At 45.1% G+C, this 25,070-nt stretch carries 22 protein-coding genes; 8 read left to right on the top strand and 14 right to left on the bottom strand.

Going from position 1 to position 25,070, the window contains the following annotated elements; all coding sequences use genetic code 11:
- The first annotated feature begins 50 nt into the window (after positions 1-50).
- Entirely contained in the window at positions 51-1,289 is a 1,239-nt protein-coding gene (locus tag ACED25_RS13140) for a uracil-xanthine permease family protein (RefSeq protein ID WP_017100802.1), read from the top strand.
- Positions 1,290-1,449: 160 nt separating this feature from the next.
- Here the strand turns inward: ACED25_RS13140 and upp are convergent, their stop codons facing one another.
- The gene (upp, locus tag ACED25_RS13135) at positions 1,450-2,076 is read right to left on the bottom strand and encodes a uracil phosphoribosyltransferase (RefSeq protein ID WP_009847387.1); all 627 of its coding nucleotides are present in this window, start codon (positions 2,074-2,076) and stop codon (positions 1,450-1,452) included.
- A 169-nt stretch (positions 2,077-2,245) separates the two neighbouring features.
- Between upp and purM the strand changes: the two genes are divergently transcribed.
- On the top strand, positions 2,246-3,286 hold the full coding sequence (gene purM, locus ACED25_RS13130) for a phosphoribosylformylglycinamidine cyclo-ligase (protein WP_008222945.1): 1,041 nt from the start codon (positions 2,246-2,248) through the stop codon (positions 3,284-3,286).
- Between the two features lie 132 nt (positions 3,287-3,418).
- Positions 3,419-4,093 (top strand): phosphoribosylglycinamide formyltransferase, encoded by a 675-nt coding sequence (gene purN, locus ACED25_RS13125; RefSeq protein ID WP_371695434.1) that lies wholly within the window; start codon positions 3,419-3,421, stop codon positions 4,091-4,093.
- A gap of 107 nt (positions 4,094-4,200) precedes the next feature.
- On the opposite strand, the gene ACED25_RS13120 is transcribed toward purN, so the two are convergent.
- A complete protein-coding gene (locus ACED25_RS13120) occupies positions 4,201-5,046 on the bottom strand; it encodes a class II glutamine amidotransferase (protein ID WP_065679064.1) in 846 nt (281 codons plus the stop codon).
- A 67-nt stretch (positions 5,047-5,113) separates the two neighbouring features.
- On the bottom strand, positions 5,114-5,689 hold the full coding sequence (lpcA, locus tag ACED25_RS13115; RefSeq protein ID WP_009847390.1) for a D-sedoheptulose 7-phosphate isomerase: 576 nt from the start codon (positions 5,687-5,689) through the stop codon (positions 5,114-5,116).
- A 328-nt stretch (positions 5,690-6,017) separates the two neighbouring features.
- Between lpcA and fadE the strand changes: the two genes are divergently transcribed.
- On the top strand, positions 6,018-8,483 hold the full coding sequence (fadE, locus tag ACED25_RS13110) for an acyl-CoA dehydrogenase FadE (protein ID WP_371695433.1): 2,466 nt from the start codon (positions 6,018-6,020) through the stop codon (positions 8,481-8,483).
- Between the two features lie 189 nt (positions 8,484-8,672).
- Here the strand turns inward: fadE and ACED25_RS13105 are convergent, their stop codons facing one another.
- Together ACED25_RS13105 and dnaQ are read right to left on the bottom strand one after the other, a co-directional pair.
- Entirely contained in the window at positions 8,673-9,920 is a 1,248-nt protein-coding gene (locus tag ACED25_RS13105; RefSeq protein ID WP_012604584.1) for a TIGR03503 family protein, read from the bottom strand.
- 9 nt (positions 9,921-9,929) lie between these two features.
- Positions 9,930-10,697, bottom strand: coding sequence for a DNA polymerase III subunit epsilon (gene dnaQ / locus ACED25_RS13100; protein WP_371695431.1), 768 nt, complete (start codon positions 10,695-10,697; stop codon positions 9,930-9,932).
- Positions 10,698-10,753: 56 nt separating this feature from the next.
- On the opposite strand from dnaQ, the gene rnhA reads away from it, so the two are divergent.
- Positions 10,754-11,218 carry a ribonuclease HI gene (rnhA, locus tag ACED25_RS13095; protein ID WP_009847394.1) on the top strand — a complete coding sequence of 155 codons (465 nt, stop codon included), beginning with the start codon at positions 10,754-10,756 and terminating at the stop codon, positions 11,216-11,218.
- Positions 11,219-11,274: 56 nt separating this feature from the next.
- Here the strand turns inward: rnhA and ACED25_RS13090 are convergent, their stop codons facing one another.
- A complete protein-coding gene (locus ACED25_RS13090; RefSeq protein ID WP_009847395.1) occupies positions 11,275-12,060 on the bottom strand; it encodes a class I SAM-dependent methyltransferase in 786 nt (261 codons plus the stop codon).
- Between the two features lie 53 nt (positions 12,061-12,113).
- Between ACED25_RS13090 and gloB the strand changes: the two genes are divergently transcribed.
- The 3 genes from gloB to ACED25_RS13075 all read left to right on the top strand — a co-directional run bounded on the left by gloB (position 12,114) and on the right by ACED25_RS13075 (position 15,197).
- Entirely contained in the window at positions 12,114-12,872 is a 759-nt protein-coding gene (gloB, locus tag ACED25_RS13085) for a hydroxyacylglutathione hydrolase (RefSeq protein ID WP_009847396.1), read from the top strand.
- Between the two features lie 70 nt (positions 12,873-12,942).
- Positions 12,943-14,514, top strand: coding sequence for a LysM peptidoglycan-binding domain-containing protein (locus ACED25_RS13080; RefSeq protein ID WP_371695430.1), 1,572 nt, complete (start codon positions 12,943-12,945; stop codon positions 14,512-14,514).
- A complete protein-coding gene (locus ACED25_RS13075; RefSeq protein WP_012604590.1) occupies positions 14,511-15,197 on the top strand; it encodes a YIP1 family protein in 687 nt (228 codons plus the stop codon). Before ACED25_RS13080 ends, ACED25_RS13075 begins: the two co-directional genes overlap by 4 nt.
- 128 nt (positions 15,198-15,325) lie before the next feature.
- Here the strand turns inward: ACED25_RS13075 and ACED25_RS13070 are convergent, their stop codons facing one another.
- The 8 genes from ACED25_RS13070 to lpxB form a co-directional block, all read right to left on the bottom strand.
- Positions 15,326-16,168, bottom strand: a complete 843-nt coding sequence (locus ACED25_RS13070) for an endonuclease/exonuclease/phosphatase family protein (protein ID WP_029223798.1) — start codon at positions 16,166-16,168, stop codon at positions 15,326-15,328.
- A gap of 61 nt (positions 16,169-16,229) precedes the next feature.
- Positions 16,230-16,568, bottom strand: a complete 339-nt coding sequence (gene glnB, locus ACED25_RS13065) for a nitrogen regulatory protein P-II (protein WP_017063373.1) — start codon at positions 16,566-16,568, stop codon at positions 16,230-16,232.
- A 130-nt stretch (positions 16,569-16,698) separates the two neighbouring features.
- Positions 16,699-17,022: a cytochrome c gene (locus ACED25_RS13060; protein WP_012604592.1), complete on the bottom strand. Its 324-nt coding sequence runs from the start codon at positions 17,020-17,022 to the stop codon at positions 16,699-16,701.
- A gap of 46 nt (positions 17,023-17,068) precedes the next feature.
- The gene (tilS, locus tag ACED25_RS13055; RefSeq protein ID WP_371695429.1) at positions 17,069-18,403 is read right to left on the bottom strand and encodes a tRNA lysidine(34) synthetase TilS; all 1,335 of its coding nucleotides are present in this window, start codon (positions 18,401-18,403) and stop codon (positions 17,069-17,071) included.
- Positions 18,404-18,534: 131 nt separating this feature from the next.
- Entirely contained in the window at positions 18,535-19,494 is a 960-nt protein-coding gene (gene accA / locus ACED25_RS13050; RefSeq protein WP_009847403.1) for an acetyl-CoA carboxylase carboxyl transferase subunit alpha, read from the bottom strand.
- 45 nt (positions 19,495-19,539) lie between these two features.
- On the bottom strand, positions 19,540-23,019 hold the full coding sequence (gene dnaE, locus ACED25_RS13045) for a DNA polymerase III subunit alpha (RefSeq protein ID WP_371695428.1): 3,480 nt from the start codon (positions 23,017-23,019) through the stop codon (positions 19,540-19,542).
- Between the two features lie 143 nt (positions 23,020-23,162).
- Entirely contained in the window at positions 23,163-23,783 is a 621-nt protein-coding gene (rnhB, locus tag ACED25_RS13040) for a ribonuclease HII (RefSeq protein ID WP_012604594.1), read from the bottom strand.
- Between the two features lie 48 nt (positions 23,784-23,831).
- Positions 23,832-25,028: a lipid-A-disaccharide synthase gene (gene lpxB, locus ACED25_RS13035; RefSeq protein WP_371695427.1), complete on the bottom strand. Its 1,197-nt coding sequence runs from the start codon at positions 25,026-25,028 to the stop codon at positions 23,832-23,834.
- Between the last annotated feature and the right edge of the window lie 42 nt (positions 25,029-25,070).

Below are 25,070 nucleotides of genomic sequence, written 5' to 3'. Positions count from 1 at the left end.
CGAATTTTATTTTTCGCTTTTCATATAACGACCATTTTTAAGGACATAACATGAAAAATGCTCTGCAAGGTGCGCAAATGCTATTTGTCGCTTTTGGTGCACTTGTACTGGTGCCCCTGCTGACAGGCCTTGATCCCAACGTAGCGCTCTTTGGGGCAGGTATCGGTACCCTTTTATTCCAACTTATTACACGCCGTTCAGTACCTATTTTCCTTGCGTCTTCTTTTGCATTCATCGCACCTATCATGTTTGGCATTCAAACTTGGGGTGTAGGTGCAACCATGGGCGGCCTTATGGCAGCAGGTGTTGTGTATGTATTAATGGGTGCCTTAATTAAGGTACGTGGTGTAGCCTTTATCCACAAACTGCTTCCACCAGTCGTAGTTGGCCCTGTAATCATGGTGATCGGCTTAGGTCTTGCGCCTGTTGCGGTAAACATGGCGCTAGGTAAAACAGGCGATGGTGCGGTTCAGCTTATAGATGCAGACGCAGCATTATGGATTTCATCTATTTCATTGTTAGTAACGATTGTCATCAGTGTTTTCTCGAAAGGCTTTCTTAAACTGCTGCCGATCTTCGGCGGTATTGTTGCGGGTTATATTACGAGCTTAGTATATGGTGTCGTTGATTTTACCCCTGTCGCTCAGGCTGCTTGGTTAGCTCTACCTAACTTCACAGCGCCAGAGTTCAACATCAACGCTATCTTCTTTATGGTATTTGTAGCAATTGCACCTGCTGTTGAACACGTAGGCGACATGCTTGCTATTTCGAATGTAACCGGTAAAGACTACCTTAAGAAGCCAGGTTTACACCGCACAATAACTGGTGACGGCGTGGCAACGATTGCTGCTTCTATGTTGGGTGCTCCACCAAATACAACCTACAGTGAAGTAACGGGGGCTGTAATGCTGACCAAAGCATTCAATCCAGTGATCATGACTTGGGCAGCAGTAACAGCGATTGTTCTAGCATTAGTAGGTAAGCTAGGCGCACTACTTCAAACGATTCCAGTTCCTGTTATGGGCGGCATCATGATTCTTCTGTTTGGTTCTATCGCAACCGTAGGCTTGAATACTCTAATTCAGAACAAAGTTGACCTACACAAATCACGCAACCTTGTGATTGTCGGCATTACTTTGGTCTTCGGCATTGGCGGCATGGCATTTGGCATCGGCGACTTTAGCCTGCAAGGCGTAAGCTTATGCGGTATCGTGGCAATTCTGCTTAACCTAGTGCTTCCAGAAGAGTTAGGCGATAACACCGTAGTAGACAAAGCCCAAATCGACTAACTGCAAGTCAACAAACTGTTGAGGCTTGTGATCCTCAATTAAGAGCATCACAAGCTAGCAAGATCAAAAAAGGGAGAGCATCGAATGCTCTCCCTTTTTATTAATACGGCTAATTCAGCGAGTTAAGAAACGGTTTAGCGTAACTTAAGCTGAAACCGAATTACTTAGTACCGAAGATCTTATCACCAGCATCACCAAGACCAGGAACAATGTAGCCCTTGTCGTTTAGCTTCTCATCGATTGCAGCAGTGTAAAGCTCAACATCTGGGTGCGCTTTTTCTAGTGCAGCGATACCTTCAGGGGCAGCAACAAGTACCAGTACTTTAAATACTTTACAGCCTTGCTCTTTTAGAAGGTCAAGAGTTGCAATCATAGAACCGCCAGTTGCTAACATTGGATCAACCACTAGAGCAATACGCTCATCAATGTTAGATGCTAGCTTGTTGAAGTATGGTACAGGCTCTAATGTTTCTTCGTCACGGTAGATACCCACGACACTGATTCGAGCACTTGGCATATGCTCTAAAACACCATCCATCATGCCTAGACCTGCACGTAGGATTGGCACTACTGTTACCTTTTTACCTTTAATTTGGTCAACTTCTACTGGGCCGTTCCAACCATCAATAGTTACACGTTCAGTTTCAAAGTCTGATGTCGCTTCGTATGTTAGAAGGCTACCCACTTCTGTCGCTAGCTCACGAAAACGCTTAGTACTAATGTCACCTTCACGCATCAGGCCAATTTTATGTTTTACTAGCGGGTGTTTCACTTCAACAACTTTCATTTCCAACTCCGGCAATATTTAAACAAACCTGTAGATTATACACGAACTGTGGGGTTATTTCAGAATCTTTATTCTAATAAAAAAAACCGCGCAAACGTTTGCTCTTCGTAATCAAGCCCTGTTAGAATAGCGCCGTTTTCACATCCAACTTAAGTTCGAGGACTATCCCGTGAGTGGTAATACTTCTTCTCTAAGCTACAAAGACGCTGGTGTTGATATCGACGCAGGTAATGCACTAGTAGACCGTATTAAAGGTGCTGTTAAACGCACTCGTCGCCCTGAAGTAATGGGCGGTATTGGTGGCTTTGGCGCCCTATGTGAACTTCCAACGAAATACAAAGAGCCGGTACTTGTTTCAGGTACTGATGGTGTTGGTACTAAACTTCGCCTTGCTTTGGATCTGAAAAAACACGACACCATTGGTATCGACCTAGTGGCAATGTGTGTGAACGACTTAATCGTTCAAGGTGGTGAGCCGCTATTCTTCCTAGACTACTACGCAACAGGTAAGCTAGATGTAGATACAGCAGCAGATGTTGTTTCTGGTATTGCTGAAGGCTGTGTTCAAGCAGGTTGTGCACTCATCGGCGGTGAAACGGCTGAAATGCCAGGTATGTACGAAGGCGACGACTACGATGTAGCCGGCTTCTGTGTTGGTGTTGTAGAAAAAGCTGACATCATCGACGGTACTAAAGTAGCTGCAGGCGACGCACTTATCGCTGTTGGCTCAAGTGGTCCACACTCAAATGGTTACTCTTTGATTCGTAAAGTTCTAGAAGTTTCTGGTGCTGATAAGAGTGAAGAGCTAGAAGGTCGCACTATCGGTGAACACCTACTAGAACCGACTAAGATTTACATCAAATCGGCACTTAAGATGATTGCAGAGCATGACATTCATGCTATCTCGCACATCACAGGTGGTGGTTTCTGGGAAAACATCCCACGCGTACTTCCTGAAGGTACTAAAGCAGTGATTGATGGCAAGAGCTGGGAATGGCCTGCTATCTTCAACTGGTTACAAGAGAAAGGTAACGTGGAGACATTTGAAATGTACCGCACTTTCAACTGTGGTGTAGGCCTAGTTGTTGCTCTACCTAAAGATCAAGCAGACGCTGCTGTTGAACTGCTGAAAGCCGAAGGCGAAAACGCTTGGGTTATCGGTGAGATCGCAAACGCTGAAGCTGGCGAAGAGCAAGTTGAAATCAAATAAGTGATACATTCGCTTATTTAGTTAATAGATGAGGACCTAATGGTCCTCATTTTGCTATTTAGCCCGCAGAAAACCTTAGTTTATGTAGGTAAATTGTAAGCACCCCTGTTAATCAATCGTATGACCCACTCTATGAAAAACAATCTCTCAAATAAAACCAGTATCTCTAGTAAAAACATCGTTGTGTTAGTTTCAGGAAGCGGAAGTAACTTGCAAGCAATTTTGGACGCCTGCGATAGCAATATGATTGATGCTTCAGTTAAAGCTGTCTTCTCAAACAAAGCAGAGGCTTTTGGTCTAGAGAGAGCAAAATCAGCAGGTGTTGACGCACATTCTGTGAACCCAAAAAACTATGGTTCACGTGAAGAGTTCGATCATGAATTGATGATTCAGATCGATGCTTACCAACCCGATTTAATCGTACTTGCGGGATACATGCGTATCTTGAGTTCAGAATTTGTTCGTCACTATGCCGGTAAAATGGTCAACATCCACCCTTCCCTGTTACCTAAATACCCAGGCCTACACACCCACCAGCGTGCCATTGATGCACAAGACAAAGAGCACGGTACAAGCGTCCACTTTGTTACCGAAGAACTTGATGGTGGCCCTGTAATCTTGCAAGCCAAGGTGCCGGTATTTGAAGATGATGATGCTGACATGTTAGCAAGCCGAGTACTGACTCAAGAGCACTGTATTTACCCGATGGTTTGTAAATGGTTTGCTGAAGATCGTTTATCGATGGTAAACGGGAAGGCTGTCTTAGACGGTGAAACATTAGGTACACACGGTTACGCAGAAGAGTAATTCGTTAAAACTAAACCAAATAAAAAACAAAAAGGCCGCTTACTGATTCATTAGTTCAGTAAGCGGCCTTTCTTTTATACGTTTCAAATTAATACTATTCGGAATACTTAGCTCAATGGCTCAGTAGGCGCTTGGCTTGCCACCTTTTTAGGTGCGTAAGCGACATCTTCCAACGCTTTATGATTATTGCCGATCAGCTCACCAAAATGAAACAGCGCGTATTCACCCGGCTTCATTCTAAACCACTCTTCATTGTCTGTTAGAGGCTGAGTTGCAACGACGGTTACCACATCATTGGGCGTAGTTTCTTCTTGGAAGTTAATCTCAACATCTTCATCAATCAGGCTCGCGTTACCAAAAGGAGCGCGTCTTGTTATCCAGTATAAATGGTTCGTACAATAGTTCATCACGTACTCACCGTCACTGAGCAACATATTGAAAACACCTTTCTCTCGTAACTGGTCACAGCACTCAGCGACAAAGCGAAACATACCTTCCATATCTTGAGGAGGTTCAGGAAAACGGTCTTCAAGTTGTTTCAACAACCAGCAGAAAGAGAGTTCGCTGTCCGTCTCACCAACAGGTCTGAATCGACCACTAATCAGATCATCATAATCCGTTAGTTGACCATTGTGAGCAAAAGTCCAGTATCGTCCCCAAAGCTCACGAGTGAAAGGGTGAGTATTTTCTAGATTAACGCCACCGCGATTAGCTTGACGGATATGACTGACAACAGCTTGGCTCTTAATTGGGTAGTTTTGAACCAGCTCAGCGATCTTAGATTCACAACTAGGATTAGGGTCTTTAAATGTACGAAAACCCTTTCCCTCATAGAAAGTAATACCCCAGCCATCACGATGTGGACCAGTGTTGCCTCCACGCTGCATAAGACCAGTAAAGCTAAAACAAATATCAGTTGGCACATTCGCGCTCATACCGAGCAATTCACACATGGTTTAATCTACTCCCTATTTAAACCAATGGAGCCACAAACCTAGGCTCCAAATATCTGTAAAACTATTATTCCATTTCTTTTTCAACAAGCTGAATCACAATGTGGATGATCTTAATGTGAATCTCTTGGATGCGATCAGCGTAGCCAAAGTGGGGGACTCGGATTTCGATATCAGCACAACCTGCCATTTTACCGCCATCTTTACCGGTCAGCGCAATGGTTTTCATCCCTTTAGCTTGAGCAGCTTCAATCGCTTTTAGGATGTTGCCAGAGTTACCTGAAGTCGACAAACCAAACAACACATCGCCTTTACGACCCACGGCTTCTACATAACGAGAAAATACGTGGTCGTAACCAAAGTCGTTACTCACGCAAGACAGGTGACTCGGATCTGAAATCGCAATACCAGCAAAACCTGGACGATTTTCACGGTATCGGCCTGTTAGCTCTTCCGCGAAATGCATTGCATCACAGTGTGAACCACCGTTACCACAAGAAAGCACTTTGCCTTCTTGCTTGAATGAATCTGCAATCATTTTTGCAGCAGCTTCAATTTGAGCAATGTTATGGTCATCACTCAAGAACTTGTTCAGAACGTCAGCAGCTTCGTTCAATTCACTTTTGATTAGGTCTTGGTACATTTGGCTTATCTCTTATGTTTTTTGACGCAACTTAAAGTGCGTGAAATGAGAATTGAGGGTTTTCCCCTCTTTATCACTGAGTTTACCCACAAACATGAAATAGTGTCGACACTTAAGCCCAAAGATTGCCACCTTAATTAACCTCTCACTGTCGATCCGTCCAAATATTCACCACCAACCTCTCACAATTAGAACTTTAACTCTATTGAGATCACTTTTTATTCACTTTGGAGTTTTACAAATATTTAATATTTTGTTTACACTTGACTGGTTAGACCTCTTACCTAAACTTAATAACAATAAGTGATCTCTGAAAAGGAAATCGATCATGAACATATTGCTCTCCCTACTCAGCATGACAGCCATCTTAGGCGTCTGTCTTTACCATAGAGTTAGTCTGGTCCGTGCGTTAATTGTGTTAACCGGCGCAATGGTAGCATTAACCCTGTTTGGCAGCGTGGCAGTCACTGGTTGGCTTTGTTATCTATTGGCCATAGCGATCTTTGCTGTACCAGCAATTCGCCAGACCCTCATTAGTCAAAAAGCACTTTCTTTGTTTAAGAAGGTTCTACCAGCAATGTCTCAGACGGAAAAAGAGGCATTAGAAGCAGGCACTGTATGGTGGGAAGCAGAGCTGTTCAAAGGCAAGCCTGAGTGGAAGAAGCTTCAAAACATTGCGGATCCAAAACTTTCTGAGGCGGAACAAGCGTTTTTAGATGGCCCAGTAAATACAGTATGTGAGATGGTCAACGATTATCAAGTGACACATGAACTTGCCGATTTACCACCAGAAGTTTGGCAGTACCTGAAAGACCATAAATTCTTCGCCATGCTCATCAAGAAAAAATACGGCGGTTTAGAATTCTCAGCTTACGCTCAGTCTTTAGTTCTACAGAAACTAACGGGTGTTTCGAGCGTATTATCCTCAACCGTTGGCGTACCTAACTCACTAGGTCCTGGTGAGCTATTGCAGCACTACGGCACAGAAGATCAAAGAAACCATTACCTGCCACGCCTAGCTGAAGGTAAAGAGATCCCTTGTTTCGCACTGACCAGTCCAGAAGCCGGCTCAGATGCTGGCTCAATCCCAGATTACGGCGTGGTGTGTAAAGGTCAATGGCAAGGCGAAGAAGTATTGGGCATGCGCCTAACTTGGAACAAACGTTACATCACTCTAGCGCCTGTCGCGACCGTTTTAGGCTTAGCCTTTAAACTGAGAGACCCAGAAGGTCTGCTTGGTGACAAACAAGATCTTGGCATCACCTGTGCCCTTATCCCTACCGATTTAAAAGGCGTAGAGATTGGTAACCGCCACTTCCCACTCAACGTGCCTTTCCAAAATGGTCCGACTCAAGGTGATGACATCTTCGTGCCTATCGATTTCATCATCGGCGGCCAGAAAATGGCAGGACAAGGCTGGCGTATGTTGGTTGAATGTCTGTCGGTTGGTCGTGGTATCACACTGCCTTCAAACTCAACCGGTGGTATTAAATCTGCAGCATTAGCAACTGGTGCTTACGCTCGTATTCGTCGTCAATTCAAACAACCCATTGGTCGCATGGAAGGGGTTGAAGAGCCACTGGCACGTCTAGCAGGTAACGCCTATGTAATGGACGCAGCAAGTAACCTAACGGTTGCGGGTATCGATCTTGGTGAAAAGCCTTCGGTTATCTCAGCAATCGTGAAGTACCACTGTACTCACCGTGGCCAACGCAGCATCATCGATGCGATGGATATCGTCGGCGGTAAAGGCATTTGCTTAGGCCCATCGAACTTCCTCGCTCGTGGTTACCAAGGCTCACCAATTGCAATTACGGTTGAAGGCGCAAACATCCTGACTCGTTCAATGATCATCTATGGTCAAGGCGCGATTCGCTGCCACCCTTATGTTCTGAACGAAATGGAAGCGGCTTATTCGGAAAGCAGCGATGCACTTGATAAGTTTGATTCAGCATTAGCAGGACACGTTAGCTTTACTATGAGTAACCTAGTCCGCAGCTTGTGGTTTGGTTTAACCGACGGTCGTGGTTCAGATGCTCCAACACCATCCAATAAGACGGATAAGCAGACACAGCGTTACTACCAACAGCTGAACCGCTACAGTGCTAACCTAGCGCTACTGTCTGATATTTCAATGGCTGTATTAGGCGGCTCACTGAAACGCAGAGAGCGCCTATCAGCAAGACTGGGGGATATCCTGAGTCAACTCTACCTAGGTTCAGCAACACTTAAGCGCTTTGAAAGCGAAGGTAGCCATGCTGAAGATCTCCCATTAGTCCATTGGGGTATGCAAGACAGCTTGCGTCAAACTGAAGTCGCGATTGATGAGTTCTTGGCGAACTTCCCTAACCCTGTGATTGGTCGACTACTTCGCGTTGTGTTAATGCCATTTGGCCGTATCCGTCGTGCACCAAACGACAAGTTGGATAGCCAAGTCGCGCATATCCTACAAACACCAAGCGAAACACGCTCTCGTATCGGCCGTGGCCAGTACTTGGAAGCAACGGAATACAACCCTGTAGGCAAGATTGAAAAAGCGCTAGAAGTGATTCTTCAAGCTGAACCTCTGTTCGATAAGGTTTGTAAAGAAACACATCAAAAACGTGCTTTCTTACGACTCGACCTTGTCGCTCAGCTGGGACTTGAGAAAGGTATCTTAACGCAAGAAGAAGCAAATCTTCTGATTAGCGCTGAGGAACATAGACTGTACACAATTAACGTTGATGATTTCTCACCAGAGGAGCTTGCAGCAAAGACTCAGTACCCAGGCCAATCGATTGATAACGTCGCTTAAGGTCAGAGAAAGAAACAAAAACGGGACTCCTATGAGTCCCGTTTTTTATTCATCACTTCATTGTCACAAATTTTAAGGCTTGCTCTATCGAGGCTTGTTCTATCTAAGTTTAGTCTCTCGAGGTTTGTTGTCCCAACGTTTACTCACTCAAGACAACAATCTCAAGACACCTCTAGGGATACAGACGAGTTACTTAGGCGCCTTGAGCTGCATCTCAGGTAGCGCTCTCTTCTTCGCTGTGATTTTACGTATTACAAACCAAATCAGTAAGCCCAATAAAATCGCAGCCACATTACCTACCGCTATAATCATTATGCTGCGCTGCCTGTCATCTTCTCTTTTTTGAAGAATCATTAATTTTTCAGCAATACGCTTCTGCTCAGCAAGTGCTTCCTCTTGAAGGCGTCGAGATTCTGCTAGGTCTATCTCTTGAACAACGCTGTACGACTGCTCGGTAATCGGGAAGATCAGTGGACGCTGGCTTGACGCATCGGTGGCATAAACCATCCCCGACCAAGTGTAAATTCCCAAATCATCATTATAAGGCAACGTTAAAGACACTTTCATCGCATCAGCTTCGGCTTGGCCTTGCTTATACATCACATACCCATCAGGGGCTTTATACTCAACGTGAGCTGCTAACGAGCTCGGTGCAATCATACCTGGCTCGCCAGAAGCCACTACAGTATGAGATAAACCTTCTTTGCGAGACTGAATGAAGGTGGTTGTGATTGGCGTTGGGTAGACCAAGACTTCTTGCTCTTGTGCTCGCAGGAACACACCATTACCAGAAGTAATTCGAGCTCGATATTTACCAGGCTCAATGTCCATTGGTAACGACACGGTGAACACACCATCTCCAGCTTTTTCGTCAAGATCAACGCCATCATCGGCAAATTCACCCATGACAACCGGAATTGGCCGCGCTTCTCTCACTAAGGACTCTTCGTTTTCGACGAACTTAGTGAATGTTACTTTAAGCTTCACACGGTCAAGAAAATCCCGCAGCACAAGCGGCTTGCCATCGGATGTCAAACGAGCGGTAAATTTAATGTGTTCAGTTTGGTACAACTTGTCTGGAAATTCATTGGCGTCTAAAACCAGATGAGATAAAAGTTTGATATTATTTTTAGGTGAGACTTTACCTACCGCTTGCCAAGGACCCGGCATCGGATTGTCGATAGAGATAATATCCATTGACGATTCTTGGTACCAACGGACATTATCAGCATGACGCAAAGCGTGGTACTTCTTGCCATCAGGACGAACCAAGACGACGGGTTTAGAATTATCGGCTCGATAGATCACAAAAGTAACTTGCTCGATACTGGGATCAACTCGAAAGCGATTATCCAATAAACTCATTACAGATTCTGTTGCTGCGTGTAAGCCAAAGCTCAACAGCAAAAAACAACCGGTAGCCAATACCCTTAACATACTTTCTCCCTACTGACGCCAGAGGCAGCTTCCGCTTTTCTCGACGAGGTCTAAACGACTTTGATGCGCTTCTACTTCATCGGCCGTAGCTCGCAAAACCTTTAGGGATTTTCGACCACTTTCTGCTCTTCGTATGCTTTCGCCTTCGCCTTCTTGTTGGCCAGCGTTAAATTGCAGCGAAGTTTGCCCACCTGTCATCAATAAGTAGACGTCAGCTAGAATCTCCGCATCGAGCAATGCGCCGTGAAGAGTACGGTGTGAGTTATCAATACCATAACGGTCACATAAGATATCTAGATTGTTTCTTTTCCCTGGGAAAATCTTCTTCGCCATCGCCAAGGTATCGGTAACTTTACAGTAGTCATCCGTTTTACCTATCGCAGGGTTAAGTTTCTCAAACTCATAGTCCATAAAGCCCGTATCGAAGGGCGCGTTATGAGCCACCAGCTCCGCACCTTTAATAAAGTCGAGAAACTCTTTATGTATGTCTTGGTATTCTGGTTTATCAATCAAAAATTCATCGGTAATACCGTGAACGCCAATTGCCTCTTCTTGAATCGCACGATCGGGCTTGATATAGACGTGAAAGTGACGCCCAGTCAGCCTACGGTTGATGATCTCTACTGCACCAATTTCAACGATGCGATGTCCCATATAGTGGGGGCCACCCTCTGTATTCATACCGGTGGTTTCGGTATCGAGTACAACGATGCGTTTGTTTTCATTCGAACTGTTTTTTTTGTTCGTGCTTTGTTCTGGAGTGCTACTGGTATTCATAAGGATAACTGTGTCAGACTATGCCGATAATGTGCTTGAGGTAATAGTATCAAATCATGACGAAACAAGTTGAAATTTTCACTGATGGTTCTTGTTTAGGCAACCCAGGTCCTGGCGGCTACGGCATCGTACTTCGCTACAAAAAAGTCGAGAAGACGTTAGCCGAAGGTTTCACCTTAACCACCAATAACCGCATGGAAATGCTCGCCGCTGTTGTGGCTCTCCAAGCCCTCAAAGAGCCTTGCTCTGTCATTCTGACCACAGATAGCCAATACGTGCGTCAAGGTATCACCCAGTGGATTCACAACTGGAAAAAGCGTGATTGGAAAACAGCCGATAAAAAGCCCGTTAAAAACGCAGACCTGTGGCAAAGACTCGACAAAGAGACGGCGCGCCATAGCGTTGATTGGCGCTGGGTTAAGGGGCACGCGGGGCACCGAGAAAATGAAATGTGTGATGATTTAGCTCGAAGTGCAGCTGAAAACCCGACTCAAGAAGATACGGGCTATCAACCAAGCTGATCCATTTCTTAAAGGAAATCTCAGTATCTAAAACAGATACATCAATGGAAAGCCGACTATGAGTCGGCTTTTTCTGCTTTTAACGGATACGAAGTTTTAGCGGAGTCCAAGGTGCGACGCGTATTGGTTCTAAAACTGGCTCCTACAGGAGAGAAGCGTCGCTTAAGGTGCCAATGTGGCTTGATAGGTTTAAGTGGATAAGTACGTTTACGAGCAACAATAAAGTATTGGCTACCAGCGAACGATGCGCAGCTGCCTAAGCTGTTCTCCAACCACGTCCACATCGCTTGGTATTTACTCATAGGGAACAGCGCGTAGGTGTCACAATGAATCACTTCATAATTAAGTACGCCTAGCCAATCTTTAATTCGATTTGGCGTATACATACGTCCACTCCATGGCAAGCTGTTCTTTCGCCAAGGCATCAAACTGGCAAGCCCAGTCACACTAAAAGGGTTAAAGCCGGTGATAATAATATAGCCATCATCCATCATTACTCGGTCGACTTCTCTCAATAGTCGGTGTGGGTCGTTGCTATAATCTAATTGATGACTCAGCACCACAACATCAAAGCTTTTCTCTAAAAAGGGTAAATTATAACCATCTGCTATCACATTATGTAATGGGTTCTGGATATCTAGGTTTACTTGATGTTGAATGTTGCATGTGCAGCTAGAAATCTCACTGCTGAGGCCACCAAGTTTGAGCATATGGTAACCAAATAGTTTTGGGCACCACTCATCGAGTCGAGTTTGAATAGATTCTCTCAACCAGTCCCCATTGTGCAATTGTGCCCAAGTATAAGGACGCTCAAACTTCTTTCTGCTACGTGCTGGCTTCATCAATAATCTGTCTCACTTATTCTGTCTCACTAAAAGTGACTGGAGAACCAATAATGTTACATATCAAAAGCATACCTGCATTTAACGACAATTACATCTGGCTGATTCAAAATAGCGATCGCCGTTGTGCTGTCGTCGACCCTGGTGATGCAGCTCCAGTATTAGAGTACTTAGCACACCATGAGCTAACTTTAGATGCAATCTTGATTACGCACCACCACCACGATCACATTGGTGGCGTGCCAGAGCTGGTAAGACAATTCCCTGGCGTGGATGTCGTTGGCCCCAAAAATGAACCTATCCCAACCTTAACGCATCCCGTTGATGACGGTGACCAATTAGAGCTGTTTGGCGAAGTATTCCTCGTGCTAGGGCTCAGTGGGCACACCGCTGGGCACATTGGTTATGTGGGTGATGCCAAACTGTTTTGTGGCGATGTACTGTTTTCAGCCGGTTGTGGGCGAATCATGGAAGGCACACCACAGCAGATGTTTGATGCATTGAACAAGATCACAGCACTCCCACAAGAAACCGAGGTTTACTGTGCTCATGAATACACGGCAGCCAATATCGCTTTTGCACTGGCTGTTGAGCCTGACAACCAACATTTGCAACAATACCGCGACCAAGTGAATCGGCTTCGAGCTCAAAATAAGTCGACCATCCCCACAAATTTAAGACAAGAAAAGTTTGTTAACCCCTTCTTACGCTACACAGAACCAAGTGTAGTGAAATCAGTATCTAATCGTACCGAGCAGACCGATCCTTTATCGGTTTTTACCGCTTTACGTGCGTGGAAGAACGAATTTTAACAAATACAGGCTTGTCACTCATAGGGAGTGGCAAGTATTATCATCGGCCGTTTATTAAAAAGGCTGTAACATGCGAGTTAAGTACAGCTGGGCTTTGGTACTACTACTTTCTGGTTGCCAATTAACTCAGTCAGAGAATCCAGACCAAGCTTCCGAGCAAACCAACACCTCCCCTACTAAAGAAGTTTCTCAAGCGAACGTTCCATCGGGAGCGACCCAAGAACAACCAAAAGTTGAAACACCCGTCGTTACTCCACAAACACAGCAAGATGTTTGGAAACGTATTGCGATGCAACTTGAAATGGAAGTGCCGGACCAAAAGAAAGTTGACTACTACCGCACTTGGTACCTCAAGCACCCTGGTCATCTAAAAACTGTATCAAAACGCGCTGAACCTTTCCTTTACTTGATCACAACTAAGATTGAAGAAAGAGACTTGCCTTTAGAGCTGGCCCTGTTGCCCGTTGTTGAAAGCTCGTTTGATGCATTTGCTTATTCTCATGGTAGCGCTGCTGGACTATGGCAGTTCATTTCGGGTACTGGTAAAGCTTACGGACTAGAACAAAACTTCTGGTACGATGGCCGCCGTGACGTAGCCGCTTCAACCGACGCTGCATTGGACTTCTTAACCGACCTAAACAAACGTTTTGATGGGAACTGGCAACACGCAATCGCTGCCTACAACAGTGGCGGTGGTCGCGTGAACAGCGCAATCCGTAAGAACAAGAAGCTGGGTAAGCCAATCGACTTCTTCTCTCTAGACTTACCAAAAGAGACCAGCAGCTATGTACCTAAGCTACTTGCACTGGCCGACGTGATTGCCAACCAAGAAAAGTATGGCATCGATATCCCTGCGATCCCGAACAAGCCAGTACTGACTCTGGTTAACCCAGACGAACAACTTGATCTGGCGATTGCGGCAAACTACGCAGGCATTCCGGTAAAAGAGCTGCAAGGCTACAACCCAGCTTATAACCAGTGGGCAACAGCACCAGAGAAACACCAACAATTATTGCTTCCTCTAAGCTCTGTTGAGAAGTTCAACAAAGAAGTGGCAGCCAATAAAGGCAAAGGCATGAAGTTGGTGCGCTATAAAGTGCAATCTGGCGATAGCATCAGCGTACTGGCGAGTAAATACAACACCACCAGCAAAGTGATCCGCTCTGCAAACGGTTTGAGCAACAATAATATTCGTGTTGGTCAGCACTTATTTATTCCAACATCAACCAAAGACGATAAGACATACGCACTAAGCGCTTCAAATCGCCTAGCAAGCACACAGTCAAAGAGTCGTGGTCAATATAAGCTTAGCCATACCGTAAAAAGTGGTGATAGCCTATGGACGATTGCGCGCGCAAATAAGGTATCTCACCAATCACTGGCTAAGTGGAATGGCATGGGACCACGTGACACACTTAGAATTGGTCAAGAACTGGTCATTTGGAAGAATGGTTCAGACGGTGCCATCATCCGAACTGTCTTTTATAACGTAAGATCAGGTGACACAGTCAGCGGTATTGCATCAAAGTTCAAAGTAAAAAGCGCAGATGTTGTAAAATGGAACGCTTTGCAGAACAAGAAATACTTACAGCCAGGACAAAAACTGAAGCTGTATGTTGATGTAACTAAGGTAAGTGTATGAACCCGTCAAGTAACCCACTCGTCATGCTGTTGGATATATTCCGTTCACCAACAGCTTGTTTCTTAGCGCTTTATCAAAGAAGTGCTTGGGGATGGCAACCCTACGTCGTATTAATGCTCAGCCCATTCTTATTTTGGGGTGCCTATTTTTCGAATGTAGATTTTGCATGGTTAAGCGCTGAGTTGTCACAGCAACTGGCTCAAACAAACCCTGACCAATTGGCGTTACTTGACAGTAATACTCTACTCGCGAGTGAAATCATCAGTGATGTATTCGGCCGTACGTTAACCATCATTCTGTTGGCATTTTGGTTTAACTTAGCAACAAAGCCAAGCCAACACCAACATAGCTTTTGGCGATGGTTTGCAGCCGCATCGGTAGTGATATTCCCTGCCGTTCTAGGCGATGTAGCAAGCTACGCAAGCCTGATACTCAAGCACGGGCATGTGATGAGCTACGCGGCCGACTTGAACAGCTTAAACGGCTTAATCAAGTTGCCACTAACCAATGATTGGTCGCAATTTGCCAGCTCATTACCACTCTTGTTGCCTTGGTACATTGTATTGGGTTATGCAGCAGTATTAACTTGGACGGAGTTTGAGCGTGGTCAGGCACTGGCCATCTCTGGTTTGCCATGGGTTGGCTACTACCTAATCTGGGCTCTCTACATTTTAATCTTTTAAGCTGAATAGATAAAAAGAAGGCTAGCGAAAATTCACTAGCCTATTTGCTCCGTTAGATTACCCAACGTAACCACCGTGCGAATGGTGAATAGCTAAGATCCAATGACTAATAAGCTAATAGCTTATTACTATTTAACCTTAAAGGTCACTCGCATAGGGTTATGATCAGAGGCGTCCGTAATGGGCGCTTTTGCTTTGTCTACTTCTAACCCTCGATAGAACACATGGTCGAGCACCAACCCTGTCATAAACTGTGTACGGTTATCTGGTTCAAAAGCAACTTCCGTCAAACCTACCTGTTCCAACGCATCTTTCAATACAGCAAAGCGAGCTTCACTCCAACTGTTAAAATCCCCAGCAAAAATAACAGGCCCACGATACTTTTGCAGATTGTCGGTTAAGCTCTTGAGCTGAGCCTCATAATCTTCCGTACCAAAAGTAAAGTTCACCGCATGGATATTAATCACAGCCAGTTCTTCGCCATTACTTAGCAGATAGCGAGACCAAAGTGCAGATTTAGGCAATTGAAGCCAAGGTTCTTCATGAGTATAAGCACAAGCTTCAATCGGTAGATGCGTCGCTAGGTTGAGTACGCCTGCACTTTGTTCAAAAGCTTCAAATGCATTCACTCGAGTACTTCCCCATTGACCACTCGTTACCCATTGGCGAAGCCCTTCTGTCATACTCGCTTCTTGCAGCAAAACTAAATCGCTACCGGCTGACAGCTGATTTAACTCACTTTGCCAATTATTTCGGTTTTGCTTATAGATATTCCACACGGTAATATCTAGGCCATCAGACACATCAATCGCTTTCGGGGCTGAGTTTTGGTAGCAGCTGTAGATATCGTTGCTAGTATTTTGAGAAGAAGTGATCAAATTGGGTTTATTCGGGATCACGAAGATAATATGAAAGCTAACAACAGCAAGCGTTATCAATAACGTGATAACAATGATGGTTTTCTTAAACATACAGCACCCTACCAGAAATGAAAAAGGAGCGATAAACGCTCCTTTTAAGGTAATAGTTTTTTTATACGGCGTCTTCGTCTTCTTCGCCAGTACGAATACGTACCACACGTTCAACTTCAGTAATGAAGATCTTACCGTCACCAATTTTACCTGTTTGAGCCGTTTCGATAATGGTATCAACACATTGGTCAGCCACTTCGTCGGTCACAACAATTTCCAATTTCACTTTAGGTAAAAAATCGACCATGTACTCTGCGCCACGGTATAGCTCAGTATGACCTTTTTGACGTCCAAAGCCTTTAACTTCAGATACTGTCATACCCGTAATACCCACTTCTGCAAGTGCTTCACGTACATCATCAAGTTTGAATGGCTTGATAATGGCTTCAATCTTTTTCATGTTCATCCCTTAAACTGTGCGAATAGCTCATTATCGGTTAGCTATAGTAAACATTCAATGAAAAAAGCCAGAGCATTAAAGCTCTGGCTCGAAATTTATCATCTTGTTTAATCAGCGCTTTAAGAAGGTTTTACTTAAGGCTTGAGTAGTAAGCAGCTAGATTAGCAATATCTTCATCACTCAGCATTGAAGCCTGAGCCTGCATGACAGCCGCCAAACCGCCGGTGCGCTGGCCGTTCTTATATGCCTTAATTGATGAAGCGATGTATTGCTCGTTTTGGCCTTTAAGATTTGGATATCCTGGGATCATTGCGATACCGTCTGCGCCATGACAAGCCGCACAGATTGCCGCTTTAGCTTGACCCGCAGCAACATCACCCGCCAGAGCGTTACCACTCAATAGTCCAAATCCAAGAACTAATCCTAGTGTAATTTTCTTCATTGCATATTCCATTAATTATTTTTATTAAAGTGACGGTGAATTGTGACACAAACTTTTTCTACTTGCTCCAAAGCGCTTCACAATCTTGACCTTCGTAGTTTTTATCTACGAATAAGCCTAAAACAGCGATCACTCGATCGCCATCCATTAATATCGGCGTTCTACGTCTTAACCAGCTGGGTACTTGGTATTCCTGAAAAAGCTTCTTGAGCTTTCTGCTATGCCCGCGCCCGACAGGATGAGCCGAGAGCCCTTCAGGGTTAAAAATGACTCGCAGTGATTCGCTTGTATTCGACAAACTAAAGCTTTGCGAATCATAGTTATGAGTAACAGAATCACTCGGTAATGACTTTAAGTGGACCTCTCCTAAGCCATCAGGCAACACTAAGTTGTCACCAATCGAGAGAGTACTTTGCCAGTCGGATAAGTCGTTGGTCTCTTCCACTAAGTAGAGCTGATAATTGAATCGTCGTACTTCAACATCATTCAACACTAGTTTAGGGTTGGCGTCCGCCTGAGCGCATGCGACTTCATCCCAAATAAGCTTGAGCTGTTTTTGACTCGGCATCGGTTGCTTACAGTGGCTAAGCCACATTCTTATCAGTCGTGCTCGTAACAAGTCTGAATGTTGGAATAACGCCTCAATGCTTAAACTCTGGCTATCTCCCAAAGCTTGCTGTAAGTGAGACTCAAGCAGTTCGTCGAGTAGCGACTCTTGTTCTGCACATAATTGAGCACTGCGACAGACCGATTCTCGAAAGCTAGGCCAACGCTCTGTCAACGTCGGAGTGACTTGATGACGAATGAAGTTTCGATCAAAGCGCAGATCCTGATTACTCTCATCTTCGACCCAAGTTAACCCCATGTCGTGAGCCGACGCTTCGATGTCTAATCGAGTCACTGACAGCAGAGGTCTCACAATAAACGCTTCGCCAAACGACATCACTTTCGCCATTGAAGAGAGGCCTTTCGGGCCACTGCCACGTTTTAACGCCAGCAAGAAAGTTTCAAGTTGGTCATCAATATGTTGACCCGTAACAAGCACATCGCCCTGTCTGATGTGCTGCTGAAAAGCTTGGTATCGAGCATCTCGAGCCAGCTTTTCTACGCTCTCACCATTATTGATATCCAGCGAGACCCTTTCTACTGCTAACGAAACCGACAAAGCATCACACCATGTTTGGCATTGCTCAGCCCAAAGATCAGCATTCTTACTGAGACCGTGATGAACGTGCACCGCACAGCACTCAATGTGATGGGACTTAGCGTATTGCGCAGCCAATTCCAATAACACTCGAGAATCGACACCACCACTGAAAGCAACGACTAACCGACGAGGTTTGAGATCGCTTTGTTGAAATGCAGAGGTAAAAGTTTCGATTAAATGAGTCATGGGGTTAAGTGAGCCGTGTGTACTAATGAGAAAGGAGAATGTTTTAATAATAAAAAAGGGTTGGCACTGAGTCCAACCCTTTCATCAACTTGTTACGGAAAGCAGGTCTTATACCTTGCTAAGGTCGCTTATCAGCAGTAACCGTAGCTCATTAGACGCTGGTAACGACGCTCTAGAAGTGCTTCGTTATCAAATTGCTCTAGCTCTTCTAACTGTTTAACTAACATGTCTTTCATGTTCTGAGCTGTCTGTATTGGATCGCGGTGCGCGCCACCTAGAGGCTCAGGGATGATTTCATCGATAAGCTCAAGCTCTTTAAGGCGAGGAGCTACTAGGCCCATCGCTTCAGCAGCTTGTGGTGCTTTATCTGAATCACGCCACAAGATTGAAGCACAACCTTCTGGAGAGATTACTGAGTATGTAGAGTACTGAAGCATGTTCACGTAATCACCAACACCGATCGCTAGTGCACCACCAGAGCCACCTTCACCAACAACGTTACAGATAACTGGAACTGAAAGACCAGCCATTACTTTAAGGTTCTTTGCGATCGCTTCAGATTGGCCACGTTCTTCAGCACCAACACCTGGGTAAGCACCCGCTGTGTCGATGAAAGTAATGATTGGCATGTTGAAACGCTCAGCCGTTTCCATTAGGCGAAGTGCCTTACGGTAACCTTCTGGCTTTGGCATACCAAAGTTACGGATCACTTTCTCTTTAGTCTCACGACCTTTCTGGTGACCAATAACCATAACAGGACGACCATTTAGACGAGCCATACCACCCACAATTGCTTTGTCGTCAGCGTAAGCGCGATCGCCCGCCATCTCTTCAAACTCTGTGAATGCATGCTCCAGGTAATCTTTGGTGTAAGGACGTTGAGGGTGACGAGCAAGTTGAGCCACCTGCCATGCACCTAAGTCACTAAAGATTTTCTGTTTAAGCTCTAAGCTTTTTTTCTCTAGTTGTTCAATTTCTTTGTCTAGATCTACCGCTGTGTCACCACCGTGACGCGAAACGTCACGTAGCGCTTCGATTTTTGCTTCAAGTTCAGCGATAGGCTTTTCAAATTCTAGAAAGTTCAGGCTCATCTATGAATCCTTGTTGATTCAGCTCCGCAGTTACGGAGCTAAATTTTAGTTAAATTCGAGTTCTACTTGGCTATTTCCAAGCAGCTGTTTTAATTCGTCTAGTAATGTATCACTTGGCGTCACACGCCATTCTGTGCCCAATGTTAACCGCGCTCTAGCGTCGGCACGTTGGTAGTATACATTGACTGGGACCGTTCCGGCTCTATAAGGTTCTAAGATTTGACCAAAGCGTTCAAAAAATTGACCGTTAATTTGGGATTGCTCGATAGATATCGACACCCCACGAGCATATTTCTCACGGGCGCTTCCTAAGTCCATGACCTCGCGCGCGGACATTTTAAGCCCACCATTGAAATCATCAAAGCTGACCTGTCCAGAAACAACCACAATTTTGTCTTTTTCGAGCAATTCTGCGTAGCGATCGAGCGCATCAGAGAACAACATCACTTCCATCCGACCCGATCGGTCATCAAGAGTCATCAAACCGATTCGAGTACCGCGCTTCGTGGTCATGACCCTAGCCGCAATGACCAAACCTGCAATCGTTAAGGATTGGTCACGACGAGTCGGTGTCGCATCTTTCAAGCGACAGTTGGTGTATTTCGCAAGTTCTTTAATGTAAGCATTCACCGGGTGACCCGTTAAATACAAACCAAGCGTTTCGCGTTCACCTTCTAGCCAAACTTTTTCAGGCCATTTAGGCACTTGAGTATACTTGTGTTCAACCTCTTCCGGAGCGTCGGTCAACACACCAAACATATCAGATTGACCGAACGACTCAGCATGGTGATGTTGGCTTGCTGCCTTAACCGCATCTTTCAAAGATGCCATCATCGCCGCTCGGTGAGGACCTAATCTATCTAAGGCTCCGGATAGAATCAACTTTTCGATAACACGTTTGTTGACCTTCTTCAGATCAAGACGTGCACAGAAGTCGAATAAGTCTTTAAAGTAACCACCTTTGTTACGCGCTTCGATGATGGCTTCAATTGGGCCTTCACCAACCCCTTTAATCGCACCGATGCCATAAACAATTGCGCCATCTTCATCCACATTAAAGCGGTATAGGCCCGAGTTGATGTCAGGTGGAAGGAGCTTGAGCTTCATACGGAAACACTCATCGACAAGGCCAATAACCTTCTCGGTGTTATCCATATCCGCGGTCATTACCGCCGCCATGAATTCCGCAGGGTAGTGTGTTTTCAACCACAGTGTTTGATAAGAAACCAGTGCGTATGCAGCCGAGTGAGATTTGTTAAAGCCGTAGCCCGCAAACTTCTCTACCAAGTCAAAGATCTTCATGGACAGTTCGCCATCAACACCATTGGCTTCAGCACCTTCTTTAAAGGTACCGCGCTGCTTTGCCATCTCTTCAGGCTTTTTCTTACCCATCGCACGACGTAGCATATCGGCTCCACCAAGCGTATAACCCGCAAGGATCTGAGCGATTTGCATTACCTGTTCTTGATACAAGATGATGCCGTAAGTCGGTTCTAGTGTTTCTTTAAGCGATTCGTGTTGCCACGTTTCATCAGGGTAAGATACCGCCTCTCGTCCGTGTTTACGGTCGATAAAGTTATCTACCATGCCTGATTGCAGAGGGCCCGGACGGAACAAGGCCACCAATGCGATGATATCTTCAAAACAGTCGGGTTGCAGACGCTTGATCAGGTCTTTCATACCACGAGATTCCAGTTGGAATACCGCCGTCGTTTCTGAATTCTGTAATAGGTTAAATGACGCTTGATCATCCAAAGGAATCGACTCGATACGAACCGGATCTTTCCCCTCTTTCGCTAAGCGAGGGTTTACTAGGCCTAGTGCCCAGTCAATGATCGTCAGTGTACGCAGCCCCAAGAAGTCAAACTTAACCAAGCCAGCAGTTTCTACGTCATTCTTATCGAATTGCGTTACTGGGAAGTTACCTTCCGCATCGGCATAGATAGGTGCAAAATCAGTAATCGTGGTCGGTGAGATTACAACACCACCTGCGTGTTTACCTGCGTTTCGCGTACAACCTTCAAGGATGCGACACTTATCAATCAGTTCACGAACTTCTTCATCGCCGTCGTAGAGTTCTGGCAAGGCCGGTTCAGCTAGGAATGCTTTCTCTAGCGTCATGCCCGGATCAGGCGGAACGAGCTTAGAAATACGGTCAACGAAGCCAAATGGGTGGCCTAATACACGGCCAACGTCACGGATTACCGCTTTTGCCGCCATAGTACCGAAGGTGATGATCTGAGAAACGGCATCACGGCCGTACATTTCAGCTACGTGGTCAATAACTTGGTCACGTTTATCCATACAGAAATCGATATCGAAATCGGGCATGGATACACGTTCTGGGTTCAAGAAACGTTCGAAAAGTAGATCGTATTCAAGCGGATCAAGATCGGTGATATCAAGCGCGTAAGCCACCAAAGAACCGGCACCAGAACCACGACCAGGGCCTACTGGTACATCATTATCTTTTGACCACTGGATGAACTCCATTACGATCAAGAAATAACCTGGGAAACCCATGTTATTAACTACTTCTAGCTCGATTTTAAGTCGCTCATCGTATTCAGGCCTGCGTTCAGCTCTGACTTTTTCATCTGGAAACAGGAATGCTAAACGTCGCTCAAGACCTTCTTCTGATTTTTTGATCAGGAAGTCTTCAATCGCTAAACCTTCCGTTGGGAAGTTAGGTAAGAAGTACTCCCCTAAACGTACAGTCACGTTACAACGCTTAGCGATCTCAACACTGTTCTCTAATGCTTCAGGGATATCTGAGAACAACTCACACATCTCTTCTTCGCTACGGAGGTACTGTTGTGGACTGTAGTTTTTCGGTCGACGTGGATCAACCATGGTAAAGCCGTCGTGAATCGCCACACGGATTTCATGAGCGTCAAACAAGTCTTCGGAAATGAAGACCACTTCATTAGTCGCGACAACAGGCAGGTCTTCTTGCTCGGCTAATTCCAGCGCAAAGTGCAGATAAGACTCTTCGTCCGTACGTCCAGTTCGAATGAGCTCCAGGTAAAAACGGTCTGCGAAATGTGTTTTGTAAAACTCAACGCTGCTTGCAACCAACTCTCTATTGCCTTTCAGCAACGCTTTACCAATCTCACCTTCTTTTGCACCCGATAAAAGAATCAGGCCTTCCGCATGTTCAATCAGCCACTCTTTATCAATCACTGGCTGATGCTGCACATGGCCACGAAGGTAAGCTTTTGATATTAATAACGTTAGGTTGTTGTAGCCTTTATTACTCGTTGCAATAACGGTGAGTTTTGTCAGTTCATCGCCAAAATCAGGAGACTGCATCAAGAAGTCAGCACCAATAATTGGTTTAACCCCACACCCATGGGCAGTACCGTAGAATTTCACCAAACCGCACAGGTTGGTAAAGTCGGTCAATGCTAGAGCAGGCATACCCATTTCAGCGACTTTTTTAACTAATGGTGGCACCTTGGATAGGCCATCCACCATCGAAAAGTCACTGTGTACGCGTAGGTGAACAAATTTTGGATCTGACATTATTTTTCCTGAGTTCTAGGTTTGAGCCTAGGATTACAACTGTGTGTATTCTATTTTTTTCTAACGTCACTAAGCAACTTTATTCGATGCTAAGCTCTAGTTTACGTAAAGCTCTAATCTATATAGAGCTTATTCAATTCGCTCTAATCTATGCCAAGAATACGTTTTACTGGCTTAAAGCTTTTACGGTAATGCTCGGTTACGCCATGTTTTTCAATCGCTTCAAAATGCGCTTTTGTCGGGTAACCTTTATGTTTAGCAAAACCAAACTCTGGATGAAGCTTATCAAGTTCTTCCATCTCTTGGTCACGAACCACTTTAGCGATGATAGACGCTGCGCTGATTTCAGCCACCCGTAAATCCCCTTTTACAATAGCCAGACCGGCCATCGGTAGCTCAGGGACTCGGTTTCCATCTATTAGCGCCATATCAGGTTGAACACTCAGCCCTGCAATAGCACGCTGCATAGCTACCATAGTTGCTTGTAAGATATTCAACTCATCAATTTCTTGTGGGGAACAACGCCCCACAGACCATGCCAAGGCTTTCTCTTTAATTTCAGGAAGCAGAGCAAGGCGCTTTTTCTCAGACAGTTTTTTTGAATCGTTCAAGCCTTCGATTGGGTTATTCGGATCGAGGATAACCGCGGCGGTAACTACATCACCAACTAACGGCCCACGCCCCACTTCATCAACACCAGCAAATAACTGGTAGCCTTGAGGATACTCAAAAGGAGGAAATTCTTTTTTCTCTTTTACTGCCATGACAATTCTCTTTGTAACTTTTAAGCAAATGCTTTTGAAAGAAGCACTTTATGATTCAACAAACTCTCGACCGATCAATTTCAGAACTGCGTTAGCCGCTTGTTTATCCGCGTCTTTACGAATCCAGTGATGCATTTCAGTAAAGCGTTCAATCAATGGCGCGTTGTCAGTTGAAAGCATCTTATCGACCGATGGGAAAAGGTAATCTGGGTGACACTCTTCAAGAATGTGTTCTTTTACGATTTCTTCACCCGCTAGGATATTCGGTAACGAGACAAATTCTGTGATCGACAATTTCTTCACGATATAGCCAGTGAGCTTGTTGACCTTGTAGCCTACGACCATCGGACGCTTAAGCAACATACATTCAAGTGCAACGGTACCAGAAGCTAGTAGAACTGAGTCGGAAGCGGTAATCACGTTTCTCGCAGTATCTTCCACTAGTGTGAATTCCAACTCAGGTGCCGTCGATTGCCAGATTTCTGTAAACTGTTTCTTGCGCTGTTCATTAACCAATGCAACAACAAAATTGATATCAGGGTACTTTTGCTTAATGCGCTGACAAGTTTCGATAAATGGTTGAGCAATCAAACTCATTTCACCACCACGGCTACCTGGCAATACCGCTAACCACGGCTTATCTTGATCTAAACCTAAAAGATCGCGAGCCTCTTTCTTATTCGGGTCCAGTGGAATGGTATCAGCCAACGTGTGGCCAACGAATTCACAAGCAACGTTATATTTATCGTAGAACGCTTTTTCGAACGGTAGGAAAGCCAATACTAAGTCGGTTGCTTTATCGATTTTAAAGATACGCTTTGGACGCCAAGCCCATACAGAAGGACTCACGTAATGCACCGTTTTGATGCCAGTATTCTTAAGATCTAACTCAAGTCTCAGGTTGAAGTCAGGCGCATCAATACCAACAAACACATCTGGCGGGTTTTGAGTAAAATACTTAACTAGTTCCGCTTTCACTTTTAGCAAGCGAGGTAAACGACCAAGCACTTCTACAAGCCCCATCACGGCAAGCTCTTCCATTTCGAAAAGAGACTCACAACCAAGCGCCTTCATTTTTGGTCCGCCAATACCCACGAAATCAGCATTCGGATATTGTGATTTGATCGCTTTAATAAAGCCTTCGCCAAGCGTGTCACCAGAGAGTTCTCCGACAACGATACCTACACGCAGAGGTTCATTCGAAACAAAGTCCAAGCTATTGGTTGCTGCTTCTTGCTGTGCCATAGTTTTCTAATTCCCTTCTTGCCTAAAACAAAAAAGATCGCC

This window comes from Vibrio sp. 1F263 (genome assembly GCF_041439035.1).
GTDB classification, from domain to species: domain Bacteria; phylum Pseudomonadota; class Gammaproteobacteria; order Enterobacterales; family Vibrionaceae; genus Vibrio; species Vibrio tasmaniensis_A.
Note: the sequence above shows the minus strand (reverse complement) of the source record. Positions and strands in the feature narration are given on the sequence as shown.